This is a genomic window from Actinosynnema pretiosum, assembly GCF_002354875.1.
GTDB classification, from domain to species: Bacteria; Actinomycetota; Actinomycetes; order Mycobacteriales; family Pseudonocardiaceae; genus Actinosynnema; species Actinosynnema auranticum.
The window spans coordinates 2,464,671-2,490,534 of record NZ_CP023445.1 but is presented as its reverse complement, the minus strand read 5'-3'; the positions used below and the strand labels follow the sequence as shown (position 1 = coordinate 2,490,534).

19 protein-coding genes and 1 pseudogene are annotated in these 25,864 nt (G+C 73.6%); 10 read left to right on the top strand and 10 right to left on the bottom strand.

What is annotated here, in order from left to right:
* The first annotated feature begins 49 nt into the window (after positions 1-49).
* Positions 50-637, top strand: a complete 588-nt coding sequence (locus CNX65_RS11275) for a TetR/AcrR family transcriptional regulator (RefSeq protein ID WP_096492741.1) — start codon at positions 50-52, stop codon at positions 635-637.
* A complete protein-coding gene (locus tag CNX65_RS11270; protein ID WP_096492740.1) occupies positions 630-1,307 on the top strand; it encodes a (2Fe-2S)-binding protein in 678 nt (225 codons plus the stop codon). Before CNX65_RS11275 ends, CNX65_RS11270 begins: the two co-directional genes overlap by 8 nt.
* Positions 1,308-1,311: 4 nt before the next feature.
* On the opposite strand, the gene CNX65_RS11265 is transcribed toward CNX65_RS11270, so the two are convergent.
* Together CNX65_RS11265 and metH are read right to left on the bottom strand one after the other, a co-directional pair.
* Entirely contained in the window at positions 1,312-1,944 is a 633-nt protein-coding gene (locus tag CNX65_RS11265) for an HAD family hydrolase (RefSeq protein WP_218181033.1), read from the bottom strand.
* Between the two features lie 144 nt (positions 1,945-2,088).
* Positions 2,089-5,625: a methionine synthase gene (gene metH, locus CNX65_RS11260; protein ID WP_096492738.1), complete on the bottom strand. Its 3,537-nt coding sequence runs from the start codon at positions 5,623-5,625 to the stop codon at positions 2,089-2,091.
* A 50-nt stretch (positions 5,626-5,675) separates the two neighbouring features.
* Here metH and CNX65_RS11255 point away from each other — a divergent pair, with 50 nt between their 5' ends.
* Together CNX65_RS11255 and CNX65_RS11250 are read left to right on the top strand one after the other, a co-directional pair.
* Positions 5,676-6,572 (top strand): PAC2 family protein, encoded by an 897-nt coding sequence (locus CNX65_RS11255; RefSeq protein ID WP_096492737.1) that lies wholly within the window; start codon positions 5,676-5,678, stop codon positions 6,570-6,572.
* Positions 6,573-6,871: 299 nt separating this feature from the next.
* A complete protein-coding gene (locus tag CNX65_RS11250; protein WP_096492736.1) occupies positions 6,872-8,071 on the top strand; it encodes a GAF domain-containing sensor histidine kinase in 1,200 nt (399 codons plus the stop codon).
* Here the strand turns inward: CNX65_RS11250 and CNX65_RS11245 are convergent.
* Genes CNX65_RS11245 through CNX65_RS11225 form a run of 5 tightly spaced genes read right to left on the bottom strand, consistent with a single transcriptional unit; the run spans position 8,025 to position 11,296 of the window.
* Positions 8,025-8,429 carry a response regulator gene (locus tag CNX65_RS11245; RefSeq protein ID WP_096492735.1) on the bottom strand — a complete coding sequence of 135 codons (405 nt, stop codon included), beginning with the start codon at positions 8,427-8,429 and terminating at the stop codon, positions 8,025-8,027. The two genes, CNX65_RS11250 and CNX65_RS11245, sit on opposite strands and share 47 nt — an antisense overlap.
* Positions 8,426-9,118 (bottom strand): response regulator transcription factor, encoded by a 693-nt coding sequence (locus CNX65_RS11240; RefSeq protein ID WP_205590432.1) that lies wholly within the window; start codon positions 9,116-9,118, stop codon positions 8,426-8,428. The genes CNX65_RS11245 and CNX65_RS11240 overlap by 4 nt, the downstream gene beginning before the upstream one ends.
* 38 nt (positions 9,119-9,156) lie before the next feature.
* Positions 9,157-10,038, bottom strand: a complete 882-nt coding sequence (locus tag CNX65_RS11235) for a signal peptidase I (RefSeq protein ID WP_096492733.1) — start codon at positions 10,036-10,038, stop codon at positions 9,157-9,159.
* Positions 10,035-10,574, bottom strand: coding sequence for a hypothetical protein (locus tag CNX65_RS11230; protein WP_096492732.1), 540 nt, complete (start codon positions 10,572-10,574; stop codon positions 10,035-10,037). The genes CNX65_RS11235 and CNX65_RS11230 overlap by 4 nt, the downstream gene beginning before the upstream one ends.
* Positions 10,575-10,615: 41 nt before the next feature.
* Positions 10,616-11,296 (bottom strand): TasA family protein, encoded by a 681-nt coding sequence (locus CNX65_RS11225; RefSeq protein WP_096492731.1) that lies wholly within the window; start codon positions 11,294-11,296, stop codon positions 10,616-10,618.
* A 422-nt stretch (positions 11,297-11,718) separates the two neighbouring features.
* Between CNX65_RS11225 and CNX65_RS11220 the strand changes: the two genes are divergently transcribed.
* Positions 11,719-12,141, top strand: coding sequence for a GbsR/MarR family transcriptional regulator (locus CNX65_RS11220; protein ID WP_218181037.1), 423 nt, complete (start codon positions 11,719-11,721; stop codon positions 12,139-12,141).
* A gap of 197 nt (positions 12,142-12,338) precedes the next feature.
* Positions 12,339-14,132: a S8 family peptidase gene (locus tag CNX65_RS11215; RefSeq protein WP_096492730.1), complete on the top strand. Its 1,794-nt coding sequence runs from the start codon at positions 12,339-12,341 to the stop codon at positions 14,130-14,132.
* Between the two features lie 134 nt (positions 14,133-14,266).
* Here the strand turns inward: CNX65_RS11215 and mshC are convergent, their stop codons facing one another.
* On the bottom strand, positions 14,267-15,505 hold the full coding sequence (gene mshC / locus CNX65_RS11210) for a cysteine--1-D-myo-inosityl 2-amino-2-deoxy-alpha-D-glucopyranoside ligase (RefSeq protein ID WP_096492729.1): 1,239 nt from the start codon (positions 15,503-15,505) through the stop codon (positions 14,267-14,269).
* A gap of 389 nt (positions 15,506-15,894) precedes the next feature.
* Between mshC and ctaD the strand changes: the two genes are divergently transcribed.
* The 4 genes and pseudogenes from ctaD to CNX65_RS36075 all read left to right on the top strand — a co-directional run.
* Entirely contained in the window at positions 15,895-17,664 is a 1,770-nt protein-coding gene (ctaD, locus tag CNX65_RS11205) for an aa3-type cytochrome oxidase subunit I (protein WP_096492728.1), read from the top strand.
* A 175-nt stretch (positions 17,665-17,839) separates the two neighbouring features.
* Positions 17,840-19,408 carry a methyl-accepting chemotaxis protein gene (locus CNX65_RS11200; RefSeq protein WP_096492727.1) on the top strand — a complete coding sequence of 523 codons (1,569 nt, stop codon included), beginning with the start codon at positions 17,840-17,842 and terminating at the stop codon, positions 19,406-19,408.
* Positions 19,409-20,182: 774 nt separating this feature from the next.
* Positions 20,183-20,653: an NUDIX domain-containing protein gene (locus CNX65_RS11195; protein ID WP_096492726.1), complete on the top strand. Its 471-nt coding sequence runs from the start codon at positions 20,183-20,185 to the stop codon at positions 20,651-20,653.
* Between the two features lie 91 nt (positions 20,654-20,744).
* Positions 20,745-21,281 (top strand): annotated as a pseudogene (locus tag CNX65_RS36075) (RNA polymerase sigma factor); the annotation flags it as partial.
* 860 nt (positions 21,282-22,141) lie between these two features.
* On the opposite strand, the gene CNX65_RS11185 reads toward CNX65_RS36075, so the two are convergent.
* A complete protein-coding gene (locus CNX65_RS11185; RefSeq protein WP_177154405.1) occupies positions 22,142-24,088 on the bottom strand; it encodes a vWA domain-containing protein in 1,947 nt (648 codons plus the stop codon).
* A complete protein-coding gene (locus CNX65_RS11180; RefSeq protein ID WP_096492724.1) occupies positions 24,085-25,470 on the bottom strand; it encodes a sigma 54-interacting transcriptional regulator in 1,386 nt (461 codons plus the stop codon). The genes CNX65_RS11185 and CNX65_RS11180 overlap by 4 nt, the downstream gene beginning before the upstream one ends.
* Positions 25,471-25,864 lie beyond the last annotated feature (394 nt).

Below are 25,864 nucleotides of genomic sequence, written 5' to 3'. Positions count from 1 at the left end.
CACATTGTTGACGCCGCCCACATTCGCACCTGAAGTGTACGATGTCAACATGACTCGGGCGACGTACCACCACGGCGACCTGCGGGCCGCGCTGCTGCGCTCGGCGCTGGAGCTGCTGGAGTCCTCCGGCAGCGACGGCCTGTCGCTGCGCGCCGTGGCCCGCGCGGCGGGCGTGTCCGCGAACGCCCCGTACCGGCACTACGCCGACAAGGAGGCCCTGCTCGCGGCGCTGGCCGTGCACGGGTTCGGCGAGATGGCCGAGCGGGTGGTCGCGGCGCTCGCCACCGCCGCGCCCGAGGACCTCGTGGTGGTCGTGGTGACCGAGGGCGTGCGGCACGGGCTCGCGAACCCCGGCCTGCACCAGCTGATGGTGGACAGCACGTGCAGCACCCGCCCCGAGGTGCAGGAGGCGTCGGCGCGGGCGCTGGCCGAGGTCGCGGCCTCGCTGGGCGTGACGACGAGCTGCACCGACGAGACCGGCGCGCTCGCCACCGGCGTGTGGGCGCTGGTGCACGGCCTGTACGCGCTGCTCAGGGACGGCGCGGTGCGCCCCGCGCCGGGCGAGGACGTGGACGCGCTGGTGGCGCGGATCGTCCGGGCCACCGTAGGCCCGCTGCCGGGGGTCGCGAGTGCCTGACTACGCGCCCGTGCTGTCCGCGCTGCGCGAGATCCGGGTGATCAGCCCGTTCTTCGCGCTCGACGTCGGCCGCCCCGACGAGACCTGGCGCCCCGGCGCGGCGCTGCTGGACGGCCCCGAGCTGCCCGCCGCGCTGGACGCCATCGCCGCCCGCTACCGCACCGCCGAGCGGCGCGTCGCCGGGTCGCTGTTCTTCCTCGCGCACACCGCGCGCCTGCTCAGCCCGGTCACCGCCGCGAGCGCGCTGGGCCTGCCGGTCCCGGACGTGCGCCCGGAGAACCTGTGGTGGCGCTACGACCCGGACGGCCTGCGGGTGCGCCTGGCCGAGCCCGTCGCGGCCACCGGGGACCTCACCGCCGCGCTGGCGCCGGTGGTCGCGGCGGTCCGCGCGGCGTCCGGGGTGGCCGAGGGCCTGCTGTGGGGCAACGCCGCCTCGAACGTCGCGGGCGCCCTGCGCACCCTCGCCCGCACTCCCCCGCCGGGGCGCCCGGTCGACGCCGGGTCCTGCGTCGCGAAGGGCCGCGAGCTGCTGGCCGCAGGGGAGCTCGCGAACACCGGCGACTTCATCGACTTCCCCGGCGAGGTCGCCTTCCGCCGCCGCTCCTGCTGCCTGTACTACCGGGTGGCGGGCGGGGGCACCTGCGGCGACTGCCCCCTCCCGCCCCGCTGACCGCTCAGCCCAGCAGCCCCGCGAGCACCGCCGCGTCCACCCCGACCAGCGACTCCCGGAACACCCGCCGCTCCCCCTCCGGCACCGGGATCTCGCACGGCACCACCAGCACCGCGCACCCGGCCGCCACCGCCGACCTGGTCCCGGTCGGCGAGTCCTCCACCGCCACGCACCGCTCCGGCTCCACGCCGAGCAGCCGCGCGGCCTTCAGGTACGGGTCGGGCAGCGGCTTGTTGCGCCCCTCCACCTCGTCGCCGCACACCGTGGCGTCGAACAGGTCCCGCCCGATCGTGTCGAGCGCGACCTCGGTGAGCCTGCGGTCGGTGGAGGTCACGAGCGCCATCGGCACCCCGGCGTCGCGCACGGCCCGCAGCGCCTCCCGCGCGCCCGGCCGCCACGGCAGCCCCTCGCGGAACACCTCCTCGGTGCGGGCCAGCAGCCAGCGCCCGCCCTCCTCGACGTCCTCGGGCGTGGCCTCGACACCCACCTCGTCGAACAGGATGCCCATGGTGGTGGGCAGGTTCGAGCCGATGATCCGCTGCCGGGTGGCCAGCGACAGCTCCCCGCCGAGCTTCTCGGCGAACTCGTGGAGCGGGATGTCCCAGAGCTTCTCCGAGTCCAGCAGCGTTCCGTCCATGTCCCACAGGACGGCGGCGGGGGTGTTCACTCTTGCTCTCCTCTGGTCGTGCGAAAGCGGCGCGCCCCCGTTCGGGGGACGCGCCGCCGGGTCGTTCCGACGTGCCGCTCAGCCGTTGAGCGTCCGGTCCTCGCGCGGGACCGGTCAGGCGTTGAAGTACTTGGCCTCGGGGTGGTGGGCGATGAACGCGTCCGTGGACTGCTCGGGGTGCAGCTGGAGCTCCTCGGACAGCTTCACGCCGATGCGGCCCGGTTCGAGCAGCGCGACGACCTTGGTCCGGTCCTCCATGTCGGGGCAGGCCCCGTAGCCCAGGGAGTACCGGGCGCCCCGGTAGCCGAGCTTGAAGTACTCCTCCACGTCGGCCGGGTCCTCGGCCGCGACGACCCCGCCGCCCGGCCAGGTCAGCTCCTCGCGCACCCGCTTGTGCCAGTACTCGGCGAGCGCCTCGGTGAGCTGCACGCCCAGGCCGTGCACCTCCAGGTACTCGCGGTAGGCGTCCTTGGCGAACAGCTCGTTGGCGTAGTCGGCGATCGGCTGCCCCATGGTGACCAGCTGGAACGGCACCACGTCGACCTCGCCGGACTCGCGCGGTCGCCAGAAGTCGGCCAGGCACAGCCGCCGGTCGCGCTTCTGCCGGGGGAACGCGAACCGGGTCACCTCGGGCGCGTCCACCGACGGCTCGCCCAGGATCACCAGCGAGTCGCCCTCGGACACGCACGGGAAGTACCCGTAGACCACGGCGGCGTGCGCGAGGACGCCCTCGGTGGCCAGCCGCTCCAGCCAGTAGCGCAGCCGGGGGCGGCCCTCGGTCTCGACCAGCTCCTCGTAGGACGGTCCGCTGCCGCGCGAGCCGCGCAGCCCCCACTGGCCCATGAACGTGGCGCGCTCGTCGAGCAGCGCCGAGTAGTCGCCCAGCGGCACGCCCTTGACCACGCGGGTGCCCCAGAACGGCGGGGTGGGGACGGGCAGGTCGGCGGCCACGTCCGAGCGGGACACCGGCTCCGGCTCGGGCTGGGCGGCCTTGCGCTCGGCGGCGATGCGCAGCGACCGCTCGCGGCGGGCCTTGCGCTCGGCGGCCTTGCGCTCGGCCTCCGGGTCGACCAGCGGGGACTCGCCGCGCTTGGCCGCCATGACCGCGTCCATCAGCCGCAGGCCCTCGAACGCGTCGCGGGCGTAGCGGACCTCGCCGAGGTAGGTGTCGGTGAGGTCGTTCTCCACGTACGCGCGGGTGAGCGCGGCCCCGCCGAGCAGCACCGGCCAGCGGGCGGCGACCCCGCGCGAGTTCATCTCCTCCAGGTTCTCCTTCATGATCACCGTGGACTTGACGAGCAGGCCGGACATGCCGATGGCGTCGGCGCGGTGGTTCTCGGCGGCGTCGAGGATGGCGCTGATGGGCTGCTTGATGCCGAGGTTGATGACCTCGTAGCCGTTGTTGGACAGGATGATGTCCACCAGGTTCTTGCCGATGTCGTGCACGTCGCCCTTGACGGTGGCGAGCACGATGCGGCCCTTGCCGCCGTCGTCGGAGCGCTCCATGTGCGGCTCCAGGTGCGCGACGGCGGTCTTCATGACCTCGGCGGACTGGAGCACGAACGGCAGCTGCATCTGGCCGGAGCCGAACAGCTCGCCGACCGTCTTCATGCCCGCCAGCAGGGTGTCGTTGATGATCTGGAGCGCGGGCCGCTGGGTCAGCGCCTCGTCCAGGTCGGCCTCCAGGCCGTTGCGCTCGCCGTCCACGATGCGCCGCTGCAACCGCTCGAACAGCGGCAGCGCGGCCAGCTCCTGGGCGCGGGTGGCCTTGGAGGCGGAGGTGGTGACGCCCTCGAACAGCTCCATGAGCCGCTGCAGCGGGTCGTAGCCCTCGCGGCGGCGGTCGTGGACCAGGTCCAGGGCTACCGCGCGCTGCTCGTCGGGGATGCGCGCCATCGGCACGATCTTCGAGGCGTGCACGATCGCGGTGTCCAGCCCGGCCTGCACGCACTCGTGCAGGAACACCGAGTTCAGCACCTGGCGGGCGGCCGGGTTGAGGCCGAAGGACACGTTGGACAGCCCGAGCGTGGTGCGCACCTCGGGGTAGCGGCGCTTGAGCTCGCGGATGGCCTCGATGGTCTCCACGCCGTCGCGCCGCACCTCCTCCTGGCCGGTGGAGATGGGGAAGGTCAGGCAGTCGATGATGATGTCGCCGTGCCGCAGGCCCCAGTTGCCGACCAGGTCCTCGATGATGCGGACGGCCACCCGGACCTTCCACTCGGCGGTGCGGGCCTGGCCCTCCTCGTCGATGCACAGGCCGACGACGGCCGCGCCGTGCTCGGCGACCAGCCGCATGATGCGCTGGAACCGCGAGTCGGGGCCGTCGCCGTCCTCGTAGTTGACCGAGTTGACCGCGCAGCGCCCGCCCAGGTGCTCGAGACCCGCCTGGAGCACCTCGGGCTCGGTGGAGTCGAGCATGATCGGCAGGGTGGACGCGGTGGCCAGGCGGGAGGCGAGCGCGGACATGTCGGCGACGCCGTCGCGGCCCACGTAGTCGACGTTGAGGTCGATCAGGTGCGCGCCGTCGCGGGTCTGGTCGCGGGCGATGCCCACGCAGTCGTCCCAGCGGTCGGCGAGCATGGCCTCGCGGAAGGCCTTGGAGCCGTTGGCGTTGGTGCGCTCGCCGATCATCAGCACGGACGCGTCCTGCTGGAACGGCACGGCCTGGTAGAGCGAGGACACGCCCGGCTCGGGGCGCGGGCGGCGGGTGGTGGGGCCGAGGTCGCGCACGGCGGCGGCGACCTGGCGGACGTGCTCGGCGGTGGTGCCGCAGCAGCCGCCGACCAGGCGGGCGCCGAACTCGGTGGCGAACCCGCGCAGCGCCTGCGCCAGCTCCTCGGGGCCGAGCGGGTAGACCGCGCCGTTCGGGCCGAGCTGCGGCAGGCCCGCGTTGGGCATGACCGACAGCGGGATGCGGGCGTGCTTGGCGATGTGCCGCAGGTGCTCGCTCATCTCGGCGGGGCCGGTGGCGCAGTTCAGGCCGACCAGGTCGATGCCGAGCGGTTCGAGGGCGGTGAGGGCGGCGCCGATCTCGGAGCCCAGCAGCATGGTGCCGGTGGTCTCGACGGTGACCTGGGCGATGATCGGCACGCGCAGGCCCTCGGCGTCCATGGCGCGCTTGGCGGCGACGATCGCCGCCTTGGTCTGGAGCAGGTCCTGCGAGGTCTCGACGATGATGGCGTCGGAGCCGCCGACCAGCAGGCCCCGGATCTGCTCCACGTAGGAGTCGCGCAGCACCGAGTAGGCGACGTGGCCGAGGGTGGGCAGCTTGGAGCCGGGGCCGACCGAGCCGAGCACGAAGCGCGGGCGGCCCGGCTCGGCGTGCTCGTCGGCGGCCTCGCGGGCGAGCTGGGCGCCGAGGCGGGACAGCTCGAAGATGCGGTCCTGGATGCCGTAGTCGGAGAAGTTGGAGAGGTTCGCGCCGAAGGTGTTCGTCTCGACCGCGTCGGCGCCCGCCTCCAGGTAGCCGCGGTGCACGGCGCGCACCACGTCGGGCCGGGTGGTGTTCAGGATCTCGTTGCAGCCCTCGTGGCCTGCGAAGTCGTCGAGGGACAGGTCGAACGACTGGAGCATGGTGCCCATGGCCCCGTCGGCCACGACCACGCGTTCGGTGAGTGCGTCCAGCAGGGGGGACGAGACACGATCCGACATGGCGCCAGCCTACGACGTCAGGGGTGCCCGAAGGGTCGTAGGCTTGCCCGGTGACCGATCCGGACCAGGCCGCCCAGACCCCCTTCGACCCCGACGAACCCCTCACCAACCCGATCATGGTGGCGGCGTTCGAGGGGTGGAACGACGCTGGAGACGCAGCCAGCACTGCGATCGAGCACCTGCAGCTGACCTGGGAGGCCAAGCCGCTGGCGGAGATCGACCCGGACGAGTACTACGACTTCCAGGTGACACGACCCACAGTCCGCATGGTGGACGGCCTCACCCGGCGGGTCGAGTTCCCGACGACCCGGCTGACCGTGTGCAGACCACCCGGTTCGGCGACGGACGTCGTGCTGGTGCACGGGATAGAGCCCAACATGCGGTGGCGCAAGTTCGCGGCCGAGCTGCTCGGGCACATCGAGCGGCTGGGCGTGACGACCGTGGTCACGCTGGGCGCGCTGCTGATGGACACCCCGCACACCAGGCCGGTCCCGGTGTCGGGCACCGCGTACGACCCGGCCGCCGCCGCGAAGTACGGGCTGGAGCAGACCAAGTACGAGGGTCCGACCGGGATCGTCGGCGTGTTCCAGGACATGTGCGTGCAGGCGGGCATCCCGGCCATCTCGTTCTGGGCCGCAGTGCCGCACTACGTGTCGCAGCCGCCCTCGCCCAAGGCCACGCTCGCCCTGCTGCACCGGGTGGAGGAGGTCCTGGACGTGGAGGTGCCGCTCGGGGCGCTGCCGGAGCAGGCCGAGGAGTGGGAGCGCACGGTCAGCGAGATGGCCGACGAGGACGAGGACGTGCGCAACTACGTGCGGGCGCTGGAGGAGCGCGGCGACGCGGAGATCGAGATCACCGAGGCGAGCGGGGACGCGATCGCGGCGGAGTTCGAGCGGTACCTGCGGCGGCGCGGGCGCGGACCGGGCCGGGGGCCCTCGGGGCTGTGAGCTGCGGGGACCCGCGCCCCCGGAGTCCGGTTCGGACGGTCCGGCCGGGTCGCCGCCCCCCTGCACCCCCCTGATCCCGCGCCGGGAGCCCCCGTCACTGCGCGTTCCCGCACCGCGGGCGCGTCCCGCGGGGCGCGCGCTCCCCGCGCACGGCGCCACCCGGTCGGGGCGTTTTCCCGGTGAGCGGGCCGAGCGGGGCGCTACCGGCGGTGGTCACGCGCCTGCGGTTGCCCCACCCGAGCAGAACTCACCCGTTCGTGGCGGGCAGTCCTCGCGAACGATGACGAATACTCCGTCATGTGAGCGACGAGTCCTGGAACGCCGAGGTCAACCGGGTCGCCGCGCTGAAGGCGCTGCGCCTGCTGGACACACCGCGCGAGGAGCGCTTCGACCGGATCACGCGGCTGGCGCGCGACGTGCTGCACACCCCGGTGGCGGTGGTGACCCTGGTGGACACCGACCGGCAGTGGTTCAAGTCGTGCGCGGGCTTCGACGCGACCGAGACCAGCCGGGGCATCTCGGTGTGCTCGCACGCGATCCAGCAGGACGACGTGTTCGAGGTGCCCGACCTGGCCGACGACCGCAGGTTCGCCGGGTTCCCGGTGGTGACGAAGGCGCACCTGCGGTTCTACGCGGGCCAGCCGATCAGCGCCCCCTCCGGGCACCGGGTGGGCACGCTGTGCGTGCTGGACCGGGAGCCGCGCACGCTGTCCGACCAGGAGCGGCAGCGGCTCAAGGACCTGGCGGCGTGGGTGGAGCTGGAGTGCGCGGTGGTGCAGTCGACGCTGGCCGCGCAGGACGCGGAGCGGGTGAAGCGGGACTTCACCGCGCTGGTGAGCCACGAGCTGCGCACCCCGCTGACGTCGGTGCACGGGTCGCTGGAGCTGCTGGCGTCCGGCCGGTTCGGGGAGATGCAGGCGCAGGCCTCGCGGCTGGTGGAGATCGCCGTGAAGAACACCGACCGGCTGGTGCGGCTGGCCAACGACGTGCTGGACCTGTCGCGCGTGCAGTCCGGGCAGCTGCGGCTGCGGCCCGCGCCGGTGGAGCTGGCGGACGTGGTGGAGAACGCGGTGATCGCCGTGGAGGGCACGGCCGAGCTGTGCCACGTGCCGCTGGTGACGCGCAAGGACCCGGTGACCGTGCGCGGGGACGCGGACCGGCTGGTGCAGGTGGTGACGAACCTGCTGGCGAACGCGGTGAAGGTGTCGCCGCCGGGGCAGCCGGTGGAGGTGGGGTGCTCCGTCACGGGCTCGGTGGCGCGGGTCTACGTGCGCGACCACGGGATGGGCATCGACCACGACGAGGCGAAGCGGATCTTCGAGCCGTTCGTGCAGCTGGGGGCCAAGAGCGGCGGCGCGGGACTGGGGCTGGCGATCACGCGGGGCATCGTGGAGGCGCACGGCGGGACGATCTCGGTGGAGTCCGAGGCCGGGATCGGCAGCACCTTCACCGTCACCCTGCCAGTCGGTGGTCCTCTGGTGGACCGCCCGTGGTGGTGACCCAGCCGAGCGCGGACCCGACCTGGTGACCGATGCGCAGCGGGTCGAACGGCTTAGGCAGCACGGCGAGCGCGCCCGCGGCGACCAGCTCGGCGTCGAGCGCGGGCTCGTGGGAGGCGGTGACGAACACGACCGGGGGGCCGTCGAGCGCGACCTGGGCGAGGACGTCCCGCCCGCTCACGCCCGGCATCTCCAGGTCGAGCAGCAGCCCGTCGACCTGCCCCGCCCGGCACCGCTCCAGCGCGTCCGCGCCGGTGCCGGTGCCGTCGACCTGCCAGCCGCTGTCCAGCAGGGACAGCAGGAGCAGCTCGCGCACGTCGGGGTCGTCGTCGACGACGAGCAGCCGCTTGGTGTTCATCGGACCTCCTGGTTGACGCGGTAGCCGACACCGCGGACGGTGGCGATGAAGTCGCGCGGCGCCCCGGCGGCCACGAGCTTGCGGCGCAGGTTCGACACGTGGACGTCCACCGCGTGGTCGTCGGCCAGCCACTCCTCGCCCCAGGCGCGCCTGCGCAGCTGGTCGCGGGTGCGGACCTGTCGGGTGTTCTCGGTGATGGCGGCCAGCAGCTCGAACTCGATCTTCGTGGTGGCCACGTGGTTGCCGTTGACCTCGACGGACCTGGCGTCCAGGTCGACCTCGACCGGGCCGACGACGCGCCTGCTGTCGCGGGCGGCGGGGATGCGGGGGCGGCGCAGCACGGTGTGCACGCGGGCCACCAGCTCCCTGGGGGAGAAGGGCTTGGTGAGGTAGTCGTCCGCGCCCGCGGACAGGCCGACGAGCTTGTCGACCTCGTCCGCGCGGGCGGTCAGCATCAGCACGTAGGCGGTGGAGAACTGGCGCAGCCTGCGGCAGACCTCCAGGCCGTCGGGGCCGGGGATGTTGAGGTCGAGCAGCACGACCTCCGGGTCCCACTGGCGGACCAGCTCCAGCGCGGTGTCGCCGTCGCCCGCGCTGCGGACGTCGAACCTCGCGTCGGTCAGGGCCATCTCGATCACGGTGCGGATCTCCTGGGTGTCCTCGACAACCAGGACCTTCGAGGTGCTCACGCCGCACAGTGTGGCCGGGGCGACGAGCGCCTGCCCGTTCACCTGCGGGCCTTGGAGTGCCTGCCGGGAGGGGCGGGCTGGATGAGGGCGCGCTTGAGCGCGAGCAGGAGCGCGAGGCCGACCAGGACGATCACCGCGACGCGCAGCCAGCCCGCCTGGCCGACCGCGAGGGCGGCGCGGCCGACGCCGGGCAGGTCGCCGATGCCGACCGGCACGGTGGCGGACTCGATGCGCAGCGCCTGCGGGTCGGGGTCGGTGTTGTTGTCGCCCTTGGTGCGCACGACGGTCTTGCCCTCCGAGGTGTTCAGCGAAATCACCCGGTGGGCGTACCGCTCGCCCTCCATGTCCGGGCGGGGCAGGACGACGACGTCGCCGACCTCGAGCTGGGAGACCGGGGTGGCGCGGGTGACGAGCAGGTCGCCGGGGTTGAGGACGGGCTTCATCGACGGGGTCAGGACCGGGGCGAAGCCGATCTTGAGGATGACGACGGCGACGGCGGCGGCGACCGCGGCGGTGGCGACGAGGAACAGCAGCACGCCGCCGAGGACGCGCAGGGCCTTGCGGCGGCGCCACACGCGGCCCGTGGCGGGCGCGGCGGCGGGCGGGGTGTCTGTGGGCGCGGCGGTGGCGGGCGCGGCGGTGGCGGTCTCGTCGCTCGCGGTGGGCGCGGTGCCGGCGGGCGCGGTGGGCGCGGTCCCGGCGGGCGCGGTCCCGGTCCTGGCGGTGGGCACGGCGCGCTCGGCGGTGGTGTCCACGTCCGCTCCCGGCGTCTCGGCGGTCCTGGGGGCGGGCGCGGTCCCGAGCGGGGCCCCCGCGCTCCTCGGGACCGGGGCGGTCCTCGGGGCCGGGGCGGTCGCGCTCGCGGCGGTCGCGGTGTCGCCCTGGTCGGAGGTCGGCTTGCCTGCTGCGCTCGTGGTCATGAGTTCACCTGGATTGCCGTTCGGTAGCTGTTGCGATCCACGGAGACGGACACGGAGACGGTCGTGAACAGGCCGGCCGGGAGGGTGAGCCGGAGCGGCACGGTGGCGCCGACGGACAGCGGGAGGCCGATGGGCGTCCCGGAGGCGGCGGTGTACGAGGTGCCGGGGCAGGTGGCGGTCGCGGTGTTCCACGCGGTGCTGCACACGTCGAGCGCGGCGCCCGCGAGCGGGAGGCCGCCCGAGGTGATGGTGAAGGTCGCCCGGACCATGTCGATGGTGCCGTTGTTGCGCACGGACGGGTAGGCGTAGGTGCGGGAGAGGCTGGTGTAGCTGACGCCGTAGGGCTGCCCGACGTAGGTGGTCCCCGTGGCGCCCACCATGATGGCGGACGCGGTGATCGTGGTGCTGGTCCCCGTCGGCGGGGCGGGCAGGGTCTGGCTCGCGGTCGCGGTGATCGCGGCCTCCGCAGTCCCGGTCCCGAGGAACCCGGTGAGGACGGCCGCGCCGAGCACCGCGCAGCGGGCGAGCGTCCTCATCCGGGCTCCTCGATCGCAAGGGGACTGCCGACCGGACCGGGTCAGGCGTTGCTGGTGGTGGCGGTGCGCTGGGTCTGGCCGAAGGTGTAGGTGAGGTTCACGCTCTGGCCCTGCACGGTGTTGGCGGGCAGCGCGCCGTTGACCGTGGTCTCGTTCTGGTCCGGCAGGTTCAGGCTGACGCGCAGGCGCTGCACCGAACCGGCGGAGATGGAGCCCGCGATCAGCGAGGCGTTGCTGGTGAGGCTGCTCAGCGGGGTGGCGGCGAGCAGCGCGGCGGTGGTGCCGGAGCACACGCCCGTGGTCGGGTTCCAGGTGCCGCCGTTGCAGGAGGTGACGCTGACCCGCAGGGCCCTGGTGCTGGCGCCGTCGGTGATGAGGGTGCTGGCGCCGGTGGCGGCGACCTGCAGCGTCATGGCCTGGCCGTCCAGGGTGCCGCTGTTGGTGAGGTCGACGTAGCGGTTGATGGTGTCGCCGGGGGCCACGTTGGTGACGGCCTGGTCGAAGCCCGCGCCCTGGGCGGCCATGGTGAGCCTGAGGGTGCCGTCGGTGACCGACTCGGGGGTGACGTTCGCGGCGGTGGCCAGCAGCGTCGCGTAGACGCCGACGCCCATGGCGACGAGCACGGAGCCGCCGATGGCGGCGAAGGCGACCGGGCGCCAGACCGAGCGGCGGGTGCGGGTGGTCTCGGCGGCGGGGGCGGTGGCGGTGGTGCGGTGCTTCACGGGAGCTCCCTGGTGTCCGGTCGGGCTGGCGGTCGTGGTCCCTTGCGTAGGACAAACGATGCGCCGCCGACCTCCACCGGTCCTCAGGCGTTCCTCAAGCTCACCTCAAGAAAACGACGATCTTGGGAAGGCGAGCTTGAGCGGGAGTGTTCCCGCAGTTCAGGGGCGGTTCTCCGGCCGGTGCGGCGGCACGGTTTCTGCTCGCGCGGGGCGTGCGAGCGGTCGCCGGAGGCGATTTTCGAGCCCGGAGCGGAGGTTCGGCCGCCTCGCGCGACCGGTTGACCTTCAGAAGGTGGTGAAGTTATGGAACTCGGTAAACTACCGACCGGTCACCTCGGCGAAAGGGCTGGTGGAGCGTGGCGCGAGCGGGTGGTGAGGGCGTGGACGCCGCGGTGTCGCGGTTCGTCGAGCGGTTCGCGGGGATGCTCAGCGACGCCGGGATGGCCAGGATGCCCGCGCGGGTGTTCGCGGCGCTGCTGGCGACCGACAGCGGCGCGCTGACCTCCGCGGAGCTGTCCGAGCGGCTCCGGATCTCCCCCGCCGCCGTGTCCGGGGCGGTCCGCTACCTCAACCAGGTCAACCTGGTCAGCCGCGAGCGCGAGGCCGGGACCCGGCGCGAGGTGTACCGGATCTACGACGACGCCTGGTACGAGTCGCTGTTCCGCCGCGAGCAGGCCCTCATCAACTGGGAGGGCGCGCTGCGCGAGGGCGCCGAGGCGCTCGCGGGCACCCCGGCCGGGGCGCGGCTGGAGCGGACGCTGGCGTTCACCGAGTTCCTGGAGCGGGAGCTGACGGGTCTGCTGGAGCGCTGGCGCCTGCACCGAAAAGAGCACTTCACGCAGTGATGACCTGTTCGACGCAGCGTCACGACCTTCGAATGCGACTGAACGGCGCTACTAGCCGGTGCCGGAAGTCAGCCAAGATCGATAAAGACCAGGTCTGAACCACCAGTTCGCGCGAACTCCCCACCTTCGAGCCCGCACCGCGGCGGCACACCGGCCACCGCGGTGCGGGCGACCCTGCATCGAGGGAGAACCCTGCCATGGGAGACGCTTACCGGAGGCTGGCCGCGCTCGGCCTGACCGCCGTCACAGCCACCGCGCTGGCCGTCACGACGGCGGGCAGCGCGTGGGCCACGGGTGAGGTCGTGGGCGCGAGCAGCGCCGACGCCGTGCCCGGCTCGTACGTGGTGACCCTGCGCGACGACGCCTCTCCGCGCGCCGCCGCCACCAGCGCCGCCACCTCGTTGACCTCGCGCTACGGCGGCGAGGTCAAGCGCACCTACTCGCACGCCCTGAACGGCTTCCACGCCACCATGTCCGCCGAGCAGGCCGCGAAGCTCGCCGCCGACCCCAAGGTCGCGATGGTGCAGGCGGACCTGCGGATCACCGTCGACGCGGTCCAGCCGAACCCGCCGTCGTGGGGCCTGGACCGGATCGACCAGCGCGACCTGCCGCTGGACAGCTCCTACTCGTACGAGACGGGCGCGTCGAACGTGACCGCCTACATCATCGACACCGGCATCCGCACCACGCACAGCACGTTCGGCGGCCGGGCGAGCTGGGGCGCGAACACGATCGACACCAACAACACCGACTGCCAGGGCCACGGCACGCACGTCGCGGGCACCGTGGGCGGCGCGGAGTACGGCGTGGCCAAGGAGGTGAAGCTGGTCGCGGTCAAGGTGCTCAACTGCGCGGGCAGCGGCACCACGGCCAGCGTCGTCGGCGGCATCGACTGGGTGACCGCCAACGCGGTGAAGCCCGCCGTCGCGAACATGAGCCTGGGCGGCGGCGCGGACGCCACCCTGGACGCGGCGGTGCGCGCCTCGGTCGCCTCGGGCGTCACGCACGTGGTGGCCTCGGGCAACAGCAGCGCGAACGCCTGCAACTACTCCCCCGCCCGCGTGGCCGAGGCGATCAGCGTGAACGCCTCGACCAGGACGGACGCGCGCGCCTCGTTCTCCAACTTCGGCACGTGCACCGACGTCTTCGCGCCGGGCGAGGGCATCACCTCGTCGTGGAACACCAACGACACCGCCACCAACACCATCAGCGGCACGTCGATGGCGTCCCCGCACGTGGCGGGCGGGGCGGCGCTGTACCTGGCGGAGAACCCGACCGCCGCGCCCGCGACCGTGGAGGCCGCGCTGCTCTCGGCCGCCAGCGCCGACAAGATCGGCAACGCGGGCGCCGGGTCGCCGAACAAGCTGCTGTTCACCGGCAGCACGACGACCCCGTCGATCGCGAACCCCGGCGCCAAGGCGAACCTGGCCGGTGACTCGGTCAGCTTCCAGCTGTCGGTGTTCGGCGGCACCGCGCCGCACGTGTTCACCGCGACCGGGCTGCCGGACGGCGTGACCATCAGCGACGGCGGCCTGGTCTCCGGGTCGCCGACGACGGCGGGCACCTACTCGGTGACCGTGACCGCCACGGACTCGCTGGGCGTGTCCGGGTCGACCGCGTTCAGCTGGCTGGTGGTGGAGCCGGGCGCCGAGTGCCCGACGACGACCAACAGCACCGCCTACCCGATCGCCGACAACTCGACGGTGAGCAGCCCGATCACCCTGGCGTGCGGGGCGCTGGCCTCGGCGACGACCACGGTGACCGTGGACATCACGCACACCTACACCGGCGACCTGGTCGTGGACCTGGTCGCGCCGGACGGGTCGGTGTACAACCTGCACAACCGGACCGGGGGCAGCGCGGACGACATCAAGCGCAGCTTCACGGTGGACGCGTCGAGCGAGGTCGTGGTCGGCACCTGGACGCTGCGGGTGCAGGACGCGGCGTCGCTGGACACCGGTCGGCTGAACTCGTGGTCGCTGGACGTGTGACCACTGGACGTGTGACCGCTGGGCGGACCACCGGCTGCCGGGTGACCGGCGGCTGAGCGGGGCCTGGTTCCGGGGGAGTCGCACCCCCGGAGCCAGGCCCTCCGCGTCTTGCCGCGGTCGCCGCGCTCAGCCGGTCAGAGCGCGATGCCGAGCAGGGCGTCCACGGCGGTGCGGAACACGCCGGGTGCCTCGGCGTCGGGGCCGCCCCGGTCCCACGCCTCGCGCGCCCACGCGTCCAGCGCGGCGAGCGCCTTCGGGGTGTCGAGGTCGTTGCCCAGGTGCTCGCGCACCCGCGCGACGACGTCGTCGGCGGACGGCCCGGACTCCAGGTTCGCGGCCGAGCGCCACAGCGCCAGCCTGACCCCGGCCTCGGTGAACAGCTCGTCGGTCCACGGCCGGTCCTCGCGGTAGTGGCCCGCGAACAGCGCGAGGCGGATCGCGCCGGGGTCGACGCCGGTGGAGCGCAGCTTGGACACGAACACCAGGTTGCCCCTGGACTTGGACATCTTCTCGCCGTCCAGGCCGATCATCCCGGCGTGCGCGTAGTGCCGGGCGAACGGGTGCCTGCCGGTGAGCGCCTCGGCGTGCGCGGCGCTGTACTCGTGGTGCGGGAAGACCAGGTCGGACCCGCCGCCCTGCAGGTCGAACGGGGTGTCCAGGTTGACGAGCGCGATCTGGCTGCACTCGATGTGCCAGCCGGGGCGCCCGGCGCCGATCGAGGTCTCCCAGGACGGCTCGCCGGGTCGCGCCATGCGCCACAGCAGCGCGTCGAGCGGGTCCCGCTTGCCGGGGCGCTCCGGGTCGCCGCCGCGCTCGGCGAACAGCCGCAGCATGGTCTCGCGGTCGTAGTTCGACTCGTAGCCGAAGTGGGGCGTGGCGTCGTGCGGGAAGTAGACGTCCGGGTACTCGTCGTCGTCGAGCCGGTAGGCCGCGCCGGACGCCAGCAGCTTCTCGATCATGTCGACGATGCCGGGGATGGACTCGACGGCGCCGACGAACTCGCGCGGGGCCAGGACGCGCAGCGCCTCCATGTCCTCGCGGAACAGGGCGGTCTCGCGCATCGCGAGCACGACCCAGTCGTCCTGGTCGCGGGCGGCGCGCTCCAGCAGCGGGTCGTCCACGTCGGTGACGTTCTGCACGTAGTGCACGTCATGCCCGTTGTCCAGCCAGATCCGCTGGACCAGGTCGAACGCCAGGTAGGTGGCGGCGTGGCCGAGGTGCGTGGCGTCGTAGGGGGTGATGCCGCAGACGTACAGCCGAGCGGTGTCCCCCGGCGCGGTGGGCCGCACCTCGCCGGTCGCGGTGTCGTGGAGCCGGAGGGGGCGGGGTGCACCGCGGAGCTTGGGAACGGAGGGGGATGACCAGGTCTGCATGGCTCGACGATAACCCGCGAGCGCGGGCGTTGACCGGGGTCCGAGCGGTGGGACGCTGATCACTCCGCCCGCGCGGGAAACCGCAGTTCCGCGCGGCCCCCGGACGGGCCGCCCACCGGCGCCGCCCCGTCCACCGGGCCCGCGCTCCACCTCCGCGATCGCCCGCCCCACCGACTCCCGCCGCGTGGTGCGACCCGCTCGGCCACGCCGTGCGGGTGGAGTGCGCGACGGCCGCGCAGGTCCGGCGTCCGGAACCGGCCGAACGGATCAGCGCGGACGCCGCCGGGGGTGTGGATATTCCACCCCGAGACGCGGGCGTTCGGACGATTACCGCCCGGTGGCGCGGGTAGAGCATGAGGTGCCCTGGCACCGCATCCCGAGGAGGCGGCATGACCGCGCTCAAGCCGGAACCCGTGGTCGTCCGTCCCGGCGCGGGCGCGCGCGGGTCCAAGGGGTCGGTGCTGCTGGGGTTGCTGCGCACCACCGATCCCAAGCGGATCGGGCTGATGTACCTGGTGACGTCGTTCTTCTTCTTCCTCGTCGGCGGCCTGATGGCCCTGCTCATGCGGGGCGAGCTGGCCCGGCCGGGGATGCAGTTCCTGTCGAACGAGCAGTACAACCAACTGTTCACGATGCACGGGACGGTGATGCTGCTGCTGTACGCCACCCCGATCGTGTTCGGCTTCGCCAACTACGTCCTGCCGCTGCAGATCGGCTCGCCGGACGTGGCGTTCCCCCGGCTCAACGCGCTCTCGTACTGGCTCTACCTGTTCGGCGCGACGGTGACGGTCAGCTCGATGCTCACCCCGGCCGGGGCTCCCGACTTCGGGTGGACCGCCTACACCCCGCTGTCGACGGCGGCGCACTCCCCCGGCGTCGGCGCGGACCTGTGGATCCTCGGCCTGGCGCTCGGCGGGGTCGGCACGATCCTCGGCGCGGTCAACATGATCACCACCGTGGTGTGCCTGCGCGCGCCGGGCATGACCATGTGGCGGTTGCCGATCTTCACCTGGAACATCCTGGTCACCAGCGTGCTGATCCTGCTGGCGTTCCCGATCCTGACCGCGGCGCTGCTCGCGCTGGCCGCCGACCGGCACCTCGGCGCGCACGTGTTCGACCCGGCCAACGGCGGCGTGATCCTGTGGCAGCACCTGTTCTGGTTCTTCGGCCACCCGGAGGTGTACATCATCGCGCTGCCGTTCTTCGGCATCGTGACCGAGGTGTTCCCGGTGTTCAGCCGCAAGCCCCTGTTCGGGTACAAGGGCCTGGTGTTCGCCACGCTCGCGATCGCCGCCCTGTCGGTGGCGGTGTGGGCGCACCACATGTTCGCGACCGGCGCGGTGCTGCTGCCGTTCTTCTCGCTGATGACGTTCCTGATCGCGGTGCCGACCGGGATCAAGTTCTTCAACTGGATCGGCACGATGTGGAAGGGGCAGCTCACCTTCGAGTCGCCGATGCTGTTCTCGGTCGGGTTCCTGGTGACGTTCCTGTTCGGCGGCCTGTCCGGCATCCTGCTGGCGTCGCCGCCGATCGACTTCCACGTGCACGACACGTACTTCGTCGTCGCCCACTTCCACTACGTCCTGTTCGGCACGATCGTGTTCGCCACCTTCGCCGGGATCTACTTCTGGTTCCCCAAGATGACCGGCCGGATGCTGGACGAGGGCCTGGGCAAGCTGCACTTCTGGACCACGTTCCTGGGCTTCCACGCCACGTTCCTGGTGCACCACTGGCTGGGCAACGAGGGGATGCCGCGCCGGTACGCCGACTACCTCCCGTCGGACGGGTTCACCTTCCTGAACACGCTGTCCACGATCGGGTCGTTCGTGCTGGGCGCGTCGGTGCTGCCGTTCGTGTGGAACGTGGTGCGCAGCCACCGCTACGGCGAGCTCGCGGGCGTGGACGACCCGTGGGGGTTCGGCAACTCGCTGGAGTGGGCCACCTCGTCGCCGCCGCCCAGGCACAACTTCACCGAGCTGCCGCGCATCCGCAGCGAGCGCCCGGCGTTCGAGCTGCACCACCCGCACATGGTCGAGCGGATGCGGGCGGAGGCGCACTTCTCGCTGCGCAGGGGCGGGGAGTCGACCCCGCCGGACCCGGTGACCGAGCAGGCGCTCGCGCCGACCGACCGCAACCGGAAGAACCCCTCGGACGAGTGAACCTCCACCCTTCGGTGGGACGCCGCATCCGCGCTGGGCAGGAGTTCTCCCCCGGTCAGCGGGGCCTGGCCCGCGCCCGAGTGGGTCACCTCACCGGTGGTGGGCTCAGGACCGGGCGGCCGGTGCCGTAGCGGATCAGGTGCAGCCAGCACCGTAGTTCCGCGAGAGGCTTGTCATGAAACTGTCGGATGTCCGCATCGGCACCAAGGTGCTGCTCGCGGTGGGCGTGGTGGCCCTCGCCTCGGTGCTGACCGGCGTCACCGGCCTGGTGAAGATCGAGTCCTTGCAGGACACGAACGACACGCAGCTGAGCCGGACCGTCCCCTACCTCAACGGCCTGCAGGAGGCCGCGCTCCAGGCGAAGGCCGCCGCGAACGACGAGCGCGGCTACCTGCTGACCGGCGAGCAGTCCTACCGGGACAGCTTCGAGAAGCGCTTCACCGCCGTCGCGGACGCGCTGCGCAGCTCCGAGACCTCCACCCAGCGCCCCGAGCGCAAGGAGGCGGTCGCGAAGGTCCGCGCCGAGCTGGAGAAGTGGCACGCCTCGGTGACCGCCGAGCTGGACCTGTTCGCCACCGACCGGGCGGGCGCGGTCACCGCGTCCACCACCGTGAACCGCGACCTGCGCAAGACCTACGAGGACGTGCTGACCGTCGAGGTGCAGGCCGCCGTCGACGACCTCGCGTCCAGCACCGACTTCAACGAGACCGTCGAGTCCGCGCAGCTGCAGATGGTGCTGATCCTGGTGCTGGGCACGCTCGCGGGCGTGGTCGTGGCGCTGTGGATCGGCCGCCGCATCTCGCGCCCCGTCAGCGAGGTCGTGACCGTGCTGAACAAGGTCGCCGACGGCGACCTGACCGGCCGCGTCGACGTGCGGGGCAAGGACGAGGTCGCCCAGATGGGCGAGGCGCTGAACCGGGCCGCGTCCAGCATGGAGCAGGCCGTGCGCACCATCGACCAGTCGGCGTCGGCGCTCGCGAACGCCGCCGAGGAGCTGCACACCACCAACGCGGAGATCGCCCGCAGCGCGCAGGAGGTCGACGCGCAGGCCAACCAGGTCGCGACCTCGGCGCAGGACGTGTCGGACAACATCTCGACCGTGGCCACCGGCTCGGACCAGATGAGCGAGGCCATCCGCTCGATCTCCACCAGCGCCTCCGACGCCGCCGACGTGGCGTCCCGCGCGGTGGCCGCCGCCCAGAGCACCACCGCCACGGTCGGCGAGCTGGGGCAGTCCAGCGCGGAGATCGGCGACGTCATCAAGGTGATCACCTCGATCGCCGAGCAGACCAACCTGCTCGCCCTGAACGCCACGATCGAGGCCGCGCGCGCCGGTGAGGCGGGCAAGGGCTTCGCGGTGGTGGCGAGCGAGGTCAAGGACCTGGCGCAGGAGACCGCGCGGGCCACCGAGGACATCGCGCGCCGGGTCGAGGTGATCCAGTCGAACACCACGAACGCGGTGGCGGCGATCGCCGAGATCAGCCACGTGATCGCGCAGATCAACGACCACCAGATGACCATCGCCTCGGCGGTGGAGGAGCAGACCGCGACCACCGGCGAGATGAACCGGAACGTGTCGCACGCGTCGGACTCCAGCGCGAAGATCGCCGCGAACATCACCGGCGTGGCGAGCGCGGCGAGCAGCACCACCACCAGCGTGGCCGAGGCGCAGCGCGCCGCCGGTGACCTGGCGGGCATGGCGGAGAACCTGAAGTCGCTGGTGTCGGGCTTCCGCACGTCCTGACCGGCGGTTCGACCCGCGGGCCCGGCGTCCCCTCTGAGGGGGCGCCGGGCCTTTCGCCGTTCCCGGACGCGGTCCAGTCCCTGGCGCGGCGGAACGCGGTGAGCAGCTCACCGGCCGCGTACGGGTTGGCGCCAGGGCAGCGGCGCACGCGCGCGAGCGACTCGAACCCGCCGGGACCTGCTGCGCAGCCGGTGGTCAGGTGCTCCAGCAGGGCGACGATGTCGTCCCGCAGCCCCTCGGCGGCCTCCCCCGCCCCGGTCTGCTCGGCCGGCGTGCCGGGACGCGCCCCGATCACCTCGACGTGGCGGACCAGCTCGCGCGCGAGCCCGCCGGAGAGCACGTGGGCCGGCGCGGACAGCTCGAGGTCGGCGAGCGCGTCGTCGGAGACGGCGACCGGGGAGAAGCGGTTGTCGGCGGTGGAGACGGCCTTGACCTCGTTGGGGAACCGCTGGGCCTGCTCGGCGTCGCCGATGCGGTCCAGCTCGTCCACGCCCGCGACGACCCGCCCGCCGTCGGCAACCAGCACCTCGGCGGTGGTGGAGCGCGGGTGGCGGAGGCGGTCGCGGCGCCTGCGGGCGAGCGCGCCCAGCTGGTCCGGGGTGAGGCGGTCTCCGGTGCGGCGCGGTGACCGGACCTGGCGGGGGCGGGGCCCACCGCTCGACGGCGTCGCACAGCGCCCCGAGGCCCCGGCGGAATCCTCGATGTCGGTCTCCCATTCGTCAGCCACACCCGAGAAGATCACCGAGACGTTCCGGGGATGCGAGGGGGACCGCCGTGGCCGACCGCCACCTGATCGACGTGCACCTGCTCCTGCTGCGCCCAGGCCCTGGTCCGGGTCCGGGCCCCGACGCCGGTTCGGAGGTGCTGCTGTCCCTGCGCCGCGATCCCGCGCACCCGCGGTTCGACGGCCGCTGGCACCTGCCGTCCGGCAAGCTCGACGCGGGCGAGTCGGCCCTGGCCGCCGCCGCCCGCGAGGCGCACGAGGAGCTGGGCGTGGTGATCGCCGAGGCGGACCTGCGGCTCGTGCACACCGCCCACGCCACCGCGACCGGTGTCGAGCCCCGGCTGGGGTTGTTCTTCGCGGTCACGGCCTGGGGTGGCGAGCCGGTCAACGCGGAGCCGGACAAGTGCGCCGAGCTGCGCTGGTTCGGGCTCGACGCGCTGCCCGACGACCTGATCGAGTACTCCCTGCTGGGCCTGGACGGTCACCGCACCGCCACGCCCTTCAGCGTGTACGGGTGGTGACCACCCGACTGGCGGTCACCCGTTGCCGGGGCGGCGGGCACGGGGTGTGTGAACATCGGAACGGGCGGTGCTCGTGGGCGGGAGGGGCGACGTGGGCGAGGAGCGGGACCGGGGGGCGCCGTGGGAGGGGTTGCGCGGCGTCGAGCTGCACGAGGCCTGCCTGGTCGCGGCGCGCGGGGGTGACCACCGGGGGCTGGACGTGCTCATCGCCGAGCTGACGCCGCTGGTCTGGCACGTGGCGCGCGGGCACGGGCTCGACCGGGTGACGGCGGCCGACGTGGTGCAGGCGGTGTGGTTGGCGCTGCGGCGCAACCTGGAGCGCGTCGCGCAGGCGCGGGCGCTGGCCGGGTGGCTGGTGGTGGCCACGCGGCGGGAGGCGCGGCGGGTGGAGGCGCGGGGCGTGGCGGAACTGCTCGACGCCGAGCTCCAGGCGGGCGCGCCGGGGCGGGACCGGCGGCTGTGGCGGGCGTTCCGGGGGCTGCCCCGGCAGTGCCAGGAGCTGCTGAGGCTGACCGCGCTGGCCGCGCGGACCGACTACCGGGGCCTCGCGGAGGCGCTGTCCTCGCCGCGCGGCGGGCCGACCAGGGGCGGGTGCCTGAAGGCGCTGCGGGACGGGCTCGACGCCGAGGAGAACGCCGAACTGGGCATCGGCGGTCCGGAGGACGCCGAGCTGGAGGGCGCGGGCCTGGCCGACGGCGGGTTGGGGAGCACCGGGCTGGCGGACATCGGGCTGGAGAGCGGCGGGCCGGAGACAGGTGAACCGGGCAGCGGTCTGGAAACCGGCGGACCAGGCGCTGGCGGCCTGGGCGCTGGCGGCCCGGAGGCCGGCAGGCCAGGTACCAGCGACCTGGAGACCGGCAGACCGGGCACCGGCAGGCCGGAGACCGGCAGACCCGGCACCGGCAGACCGGGCGCCAGCAGCCCGGAGACCGGCGGACCAGGCACCGGCAGACCGGGCGCCAGCAGCCCGGAAACCGGCAGACCCGGCACCGGCGACCTGGAGACCGGCGGCCTGGGCGTTGGCGGCTCGGGAAGCCGCGGGCCCGACGTCGGCGGTGGCGGACCGGAGACCGGCGGCCCGGAAACCGGCGGCCTGGAGATCACCGGGCTGGGCGTCACCGGCCAGGAGGGCGGCGTCCCCGCCCTCGGCCGCGCCTCCCGGATCGTGCTGCGCCCCGCGGGCGGCGCGCTGGTCGGCACGGCGTTCGAGGTCGACTTCACCTTCGTCGCCGAGCCCCCCGACCTGCACCGGTTGCCCTCCCCCGAGCCGATCCGGGTGCTGCTGCACGTGGACGACGCGCTGGTGCACCCGCTCACCCGGCGGGCGCGGGTCGCCGAGGACCGCAGCGGCGCGCCGGTCACCTTCACCGTCACGCCCACGCGGGCCGGGGTGCTCGCGCTGGTGTTCCGGGTGCACCTGGAGCGCGGCGGGCGGCTGCTGCAGGAGGTGCGCGCCGAGGTCGCGGTGCGCGACCCCGGCGCGTGAGCTCACCGCCTGCGCCGCGACCTGAGGTAGTCCCCCACCACCGCCGCGCCGAGGCCGTCCTCGTCCGGCGCGACCACCCGGCCGCCGCTGCGCCGCGCCACCCGGTCGATGAACGCGGTCAGCCGGGGGTCGTCCCCCAGCCGGAACAGCGTCAGCGACGCGCCGAGGGCGCTCAGCGCGTCGACCTCGGCGACCGTCCTGGCCAGCGTCCGGTCCAGCGGCGGGTAGTGGAACACCGCTTCGCCGTCCTGCTCCAGGTGCGCGGTGGGCTCACCGTCGGTGACCACGAGCACCACCGGTTGGGCGTCGGGGTGCCTGCGCAGGTGCCTGCCCGCGAGCAGCAGCGCGTGGTGCAGGTTGGTGCCCTGCTCCCACACGCCCTCCAGCGCGGTCAGCTCGCCGACGTCGACCGCCTCGGCGTGCCGCCCGAACGTGACGATCTGCAGCGCGTCGCCCCGGAACCGGGTGCTGATCAGGTGGTGCAGGGCCAGCGCGGTGCGCTTCATCGGCACCCACCGCCCGTCCTGCACCATCGACCAGGAGGTGTCCACGCACAGCGCGACGGCGGCCCGCGTGCGCTGCTCGGTCTCGCTGACCTCGACGTCGACCACGTCCAGCCGCACCGCGCCGCCCGGTGACGTGCCGGACGTGCGCAGCACCGCGTTGGTGACGGTGCGTGGCGTGTTCCACGGTTCGGTGTCGCCGAACTGCCACGGCCGGGTGGACCCCGTCAGCTCCCCGGCGGCCCCGGCCTGGCGGCTGTCGCGCCGCCCCTGCGCCCGCACCCCGTCGAGCACGCCGCGCAGCGCGCTCTCCCCCAGCTGCCGCAGCGCCTTCGGCGTGAGCCGCAGCGTGCCGTCGGGGGCGCGCTCCACGAGGTTCTGCTGCCGCAGCAGCCGCTCCAGCTCGGCGAGCGCCCGCGCGTCGACCCCGGCCTCGGGCCCGAGCTGGCGCACGAGCGCGTCCAGGTCGATGTCCTCCAGCCGGGCGCCCGGATAGGACTGGGAGAGCTGCTCGGCGAGCTGGTCCAGCTCCGCGAGGTCCGCCATGGCCTGCGCGGCCTCGCCCAGCCCGAGCGGGTTGTTCCCCCGGAACCGGGCCGAGGAGTCCCAGTCCTCGCCGGGCCGCAGCCCGCGCAGCAGCGAGTCCAGCGCGGACAGCTGCGAGCCGACCTGCGACCCGCCGAACGCCTGCTGGCTCAGCGCGGACAGCTCGGCCCGCTGCTCCTCGGTCATCGAGTTCATGACGCGCTGCGCGGCGGCGGACCGGGCGGCCAGCACGTCGACCAGCTCGTCCACGTCCTTCGGGTTCTCCGGGAAGAACTCGCCGTGCCGCCGCGTGAACTCGGCGAACCGCTCCCGCACGTCCTGCCCGGAGGCGTGCGCGGCGAGCAGCGCGTTGAGGTCGCCCAGCATCTCCTGGATGCGCTCGACGTCGGCCTGCCCGACCCCGCCCATGGCCTGCTTCATGCCCTGGAACCGCTGGTCCATCAGCTCCCGGCCGAGCAGCTGCGAGATCCGCTCGTAGGACTCGCGGGCCCGCGGCGAGCGCCAGTCGTACGAGGACAGCTCGCGCACGGCGGCGGCGGTGCCGGTGGGCAGCGCGTCGAGCTGGGCCTCGCGGAACCGGGCGTCGTCGTCCGGGTCGGGGAACAGCGCCGCCCGCTCGGCCTCCAGGGCCTCGTCGAGCAGCCGCCGCACCTCCTGCAGGGTGCCGTCGAGCCGGTTGCGGCGGGCGAGCGCGGCCCGCTTCTGCCACAACCGGGCCGTCAGGTCGTCCAGCCCGCGCCCGCCGGGCAGGCCGCGCCGCAGCAGCTCGCGCAGCGCCGACTCGGGCGAGGCGCCCTCCATGATGTCGCGGCCCAGCTCGTCCACGGCCGCGCGCAGGTCGGCGGGCGGGGCGAGCGGGTCGGGGCCGTCGGCGTACCGGCCGTACCGGTAGCCGCTCACCCGTAGACCGATCGGTCGTCGTCCGCGTCCTTGGCCAGCCGCCTGGTCAGGTACAGCGACTCCAGGGCCAGCTCGACGGCGGACGCGATGCGCCCGGCCGGGCCCGAGGGGTCGGCGCCGAGGCGGGTGGCGACCTCGTGCAGCACGGGCAGCTCCGGCAGCGCGCCGAGCAGCTCGGCGGCGGTGACCCGCTCACCGGTGGCCACCGGGTGCCCGTCCGAGACGGCCTCGGCGAGCTGGCGCAGGTCGACGCCCGCGAGCGCGGCGCGGGCGGTGTCGGCGACGGAGCGGCGCAGCAGGTGGGTGAGGACCTCCTGCTCGCGGCCCTCCTCGCCCGCCTCGAACTCCAGCTTGCCGCGCAGCACCTCGGGCACCGACTCCAGGTCCACCGGGCGGGCGACGGCCGGGGACTCGCCGGTGAGGGCCGAGCGGCGCAGCGCGGCGGCGGCCACGGTCTCGGCGGCGGCGACCGCGAACCGGGCGGAGACGCCGGAGCGCTGGTCGATCGCGGACGACTCGCGCAGGTGCCGCACGAACCGGGCCACGACCTCCAGCAGGTGGTCGCCCACCTCGGCGACCAGGTCGGCCTCCTGGCGGACCAGGTCGACCTCGGCGGCGACCTCGAGGGGGTAGTGGGTGCGGATCTCGGCGCCGAACCGGTCCTTGAGCGGGGTGATGATGCGTCCCCGGTTCGTGTAGTCCTCGGGGTTGGCGGTGGCGACGAGCAGCACGTCCAGCGGCAGTCGCAGCGCGTAGCCGCGGATCTGGATGTCGCGCTCCTCCATCACGTTGAGCAGCGACACCTGGATGCGCTCGGCCAGGTCGGGCAGCTCGTTGACGGCGATGACACCCCGGTGCGAGCGCGGGAGGAGTCCGTAGTGGATGGTCTCGGGGTCGCCGAGGCTGCGGCCCTGGGCGACCTTGACCGGGTCGACGTCGCCGACGAGGTCGCCGACGGAGGTGTCGGGGGTGGCGAGCTTCTCGGCGAACCGGTCGTCCCGGTGCCGCCAGGCGACGGGCAGGTCGTCGCCCAGCTCGGCGGCGCGGCGCTTGGACTCGGGGGTGATCGGGTCGAGCGGGTGCTCGCCCAGCTCGGCGCCCTCGATGACGGGCGTCCACTCGTCGAGCAGGCCGACGATCGTGCGCAGCAGGCGGGTCTTGCCCTGGCCGCGCTCACCGAGCAGGACGACGTCGTGCCCGGCGAGCAGGGCCCGCTCCAGCTGGGGCAGGACGGTGCGGTCGAAGCCGACGATGCCGGGCCACGGGTCGCGGCCGGAGCGCAGGGCGGCGAGCAGGTTCTCCCTGATCTCGGCCTTGACCCCGCGCGGCTGGTGTCCCGAGGCGCGCAGTTCGCCGACGGTGGTGGGAAGTCGAGAGGTCACCCCTCGACGCTACGCAGGCGGGGGCGCGCGGTCGATGCGGGAGGCGGCGGCGGTGGGCCGGTGGGGGCGGGTTTCGCCTGGTGGGGTTGTCGCCCGTTCGCGTCGGGGAGAACCGGGAATAAAACGGGGCTCTGGAACGATGTGCTGTCCGGGAGCGCGGGTCGACCCGCGTCCCCTCGCGGGTTCGCGCCGCCGGGAAAGCGCCGACGGCGGCGTCCCGGTGTGGACGCCGCCGTCGGCGGGTGTTCCCTGCCACCTCGCCGATCGCTCGGTCGGGTGGTTCTCCCGATGGGGAGCCGGGTTCCGCGCTCCGGCCCGGTTCCGGCCAACCGGCCCCGGTCTCCCGGTTCCCGGCCCCCGATCAGGTGGTCGTGCTCAGGTGCTCAGGTGCTGC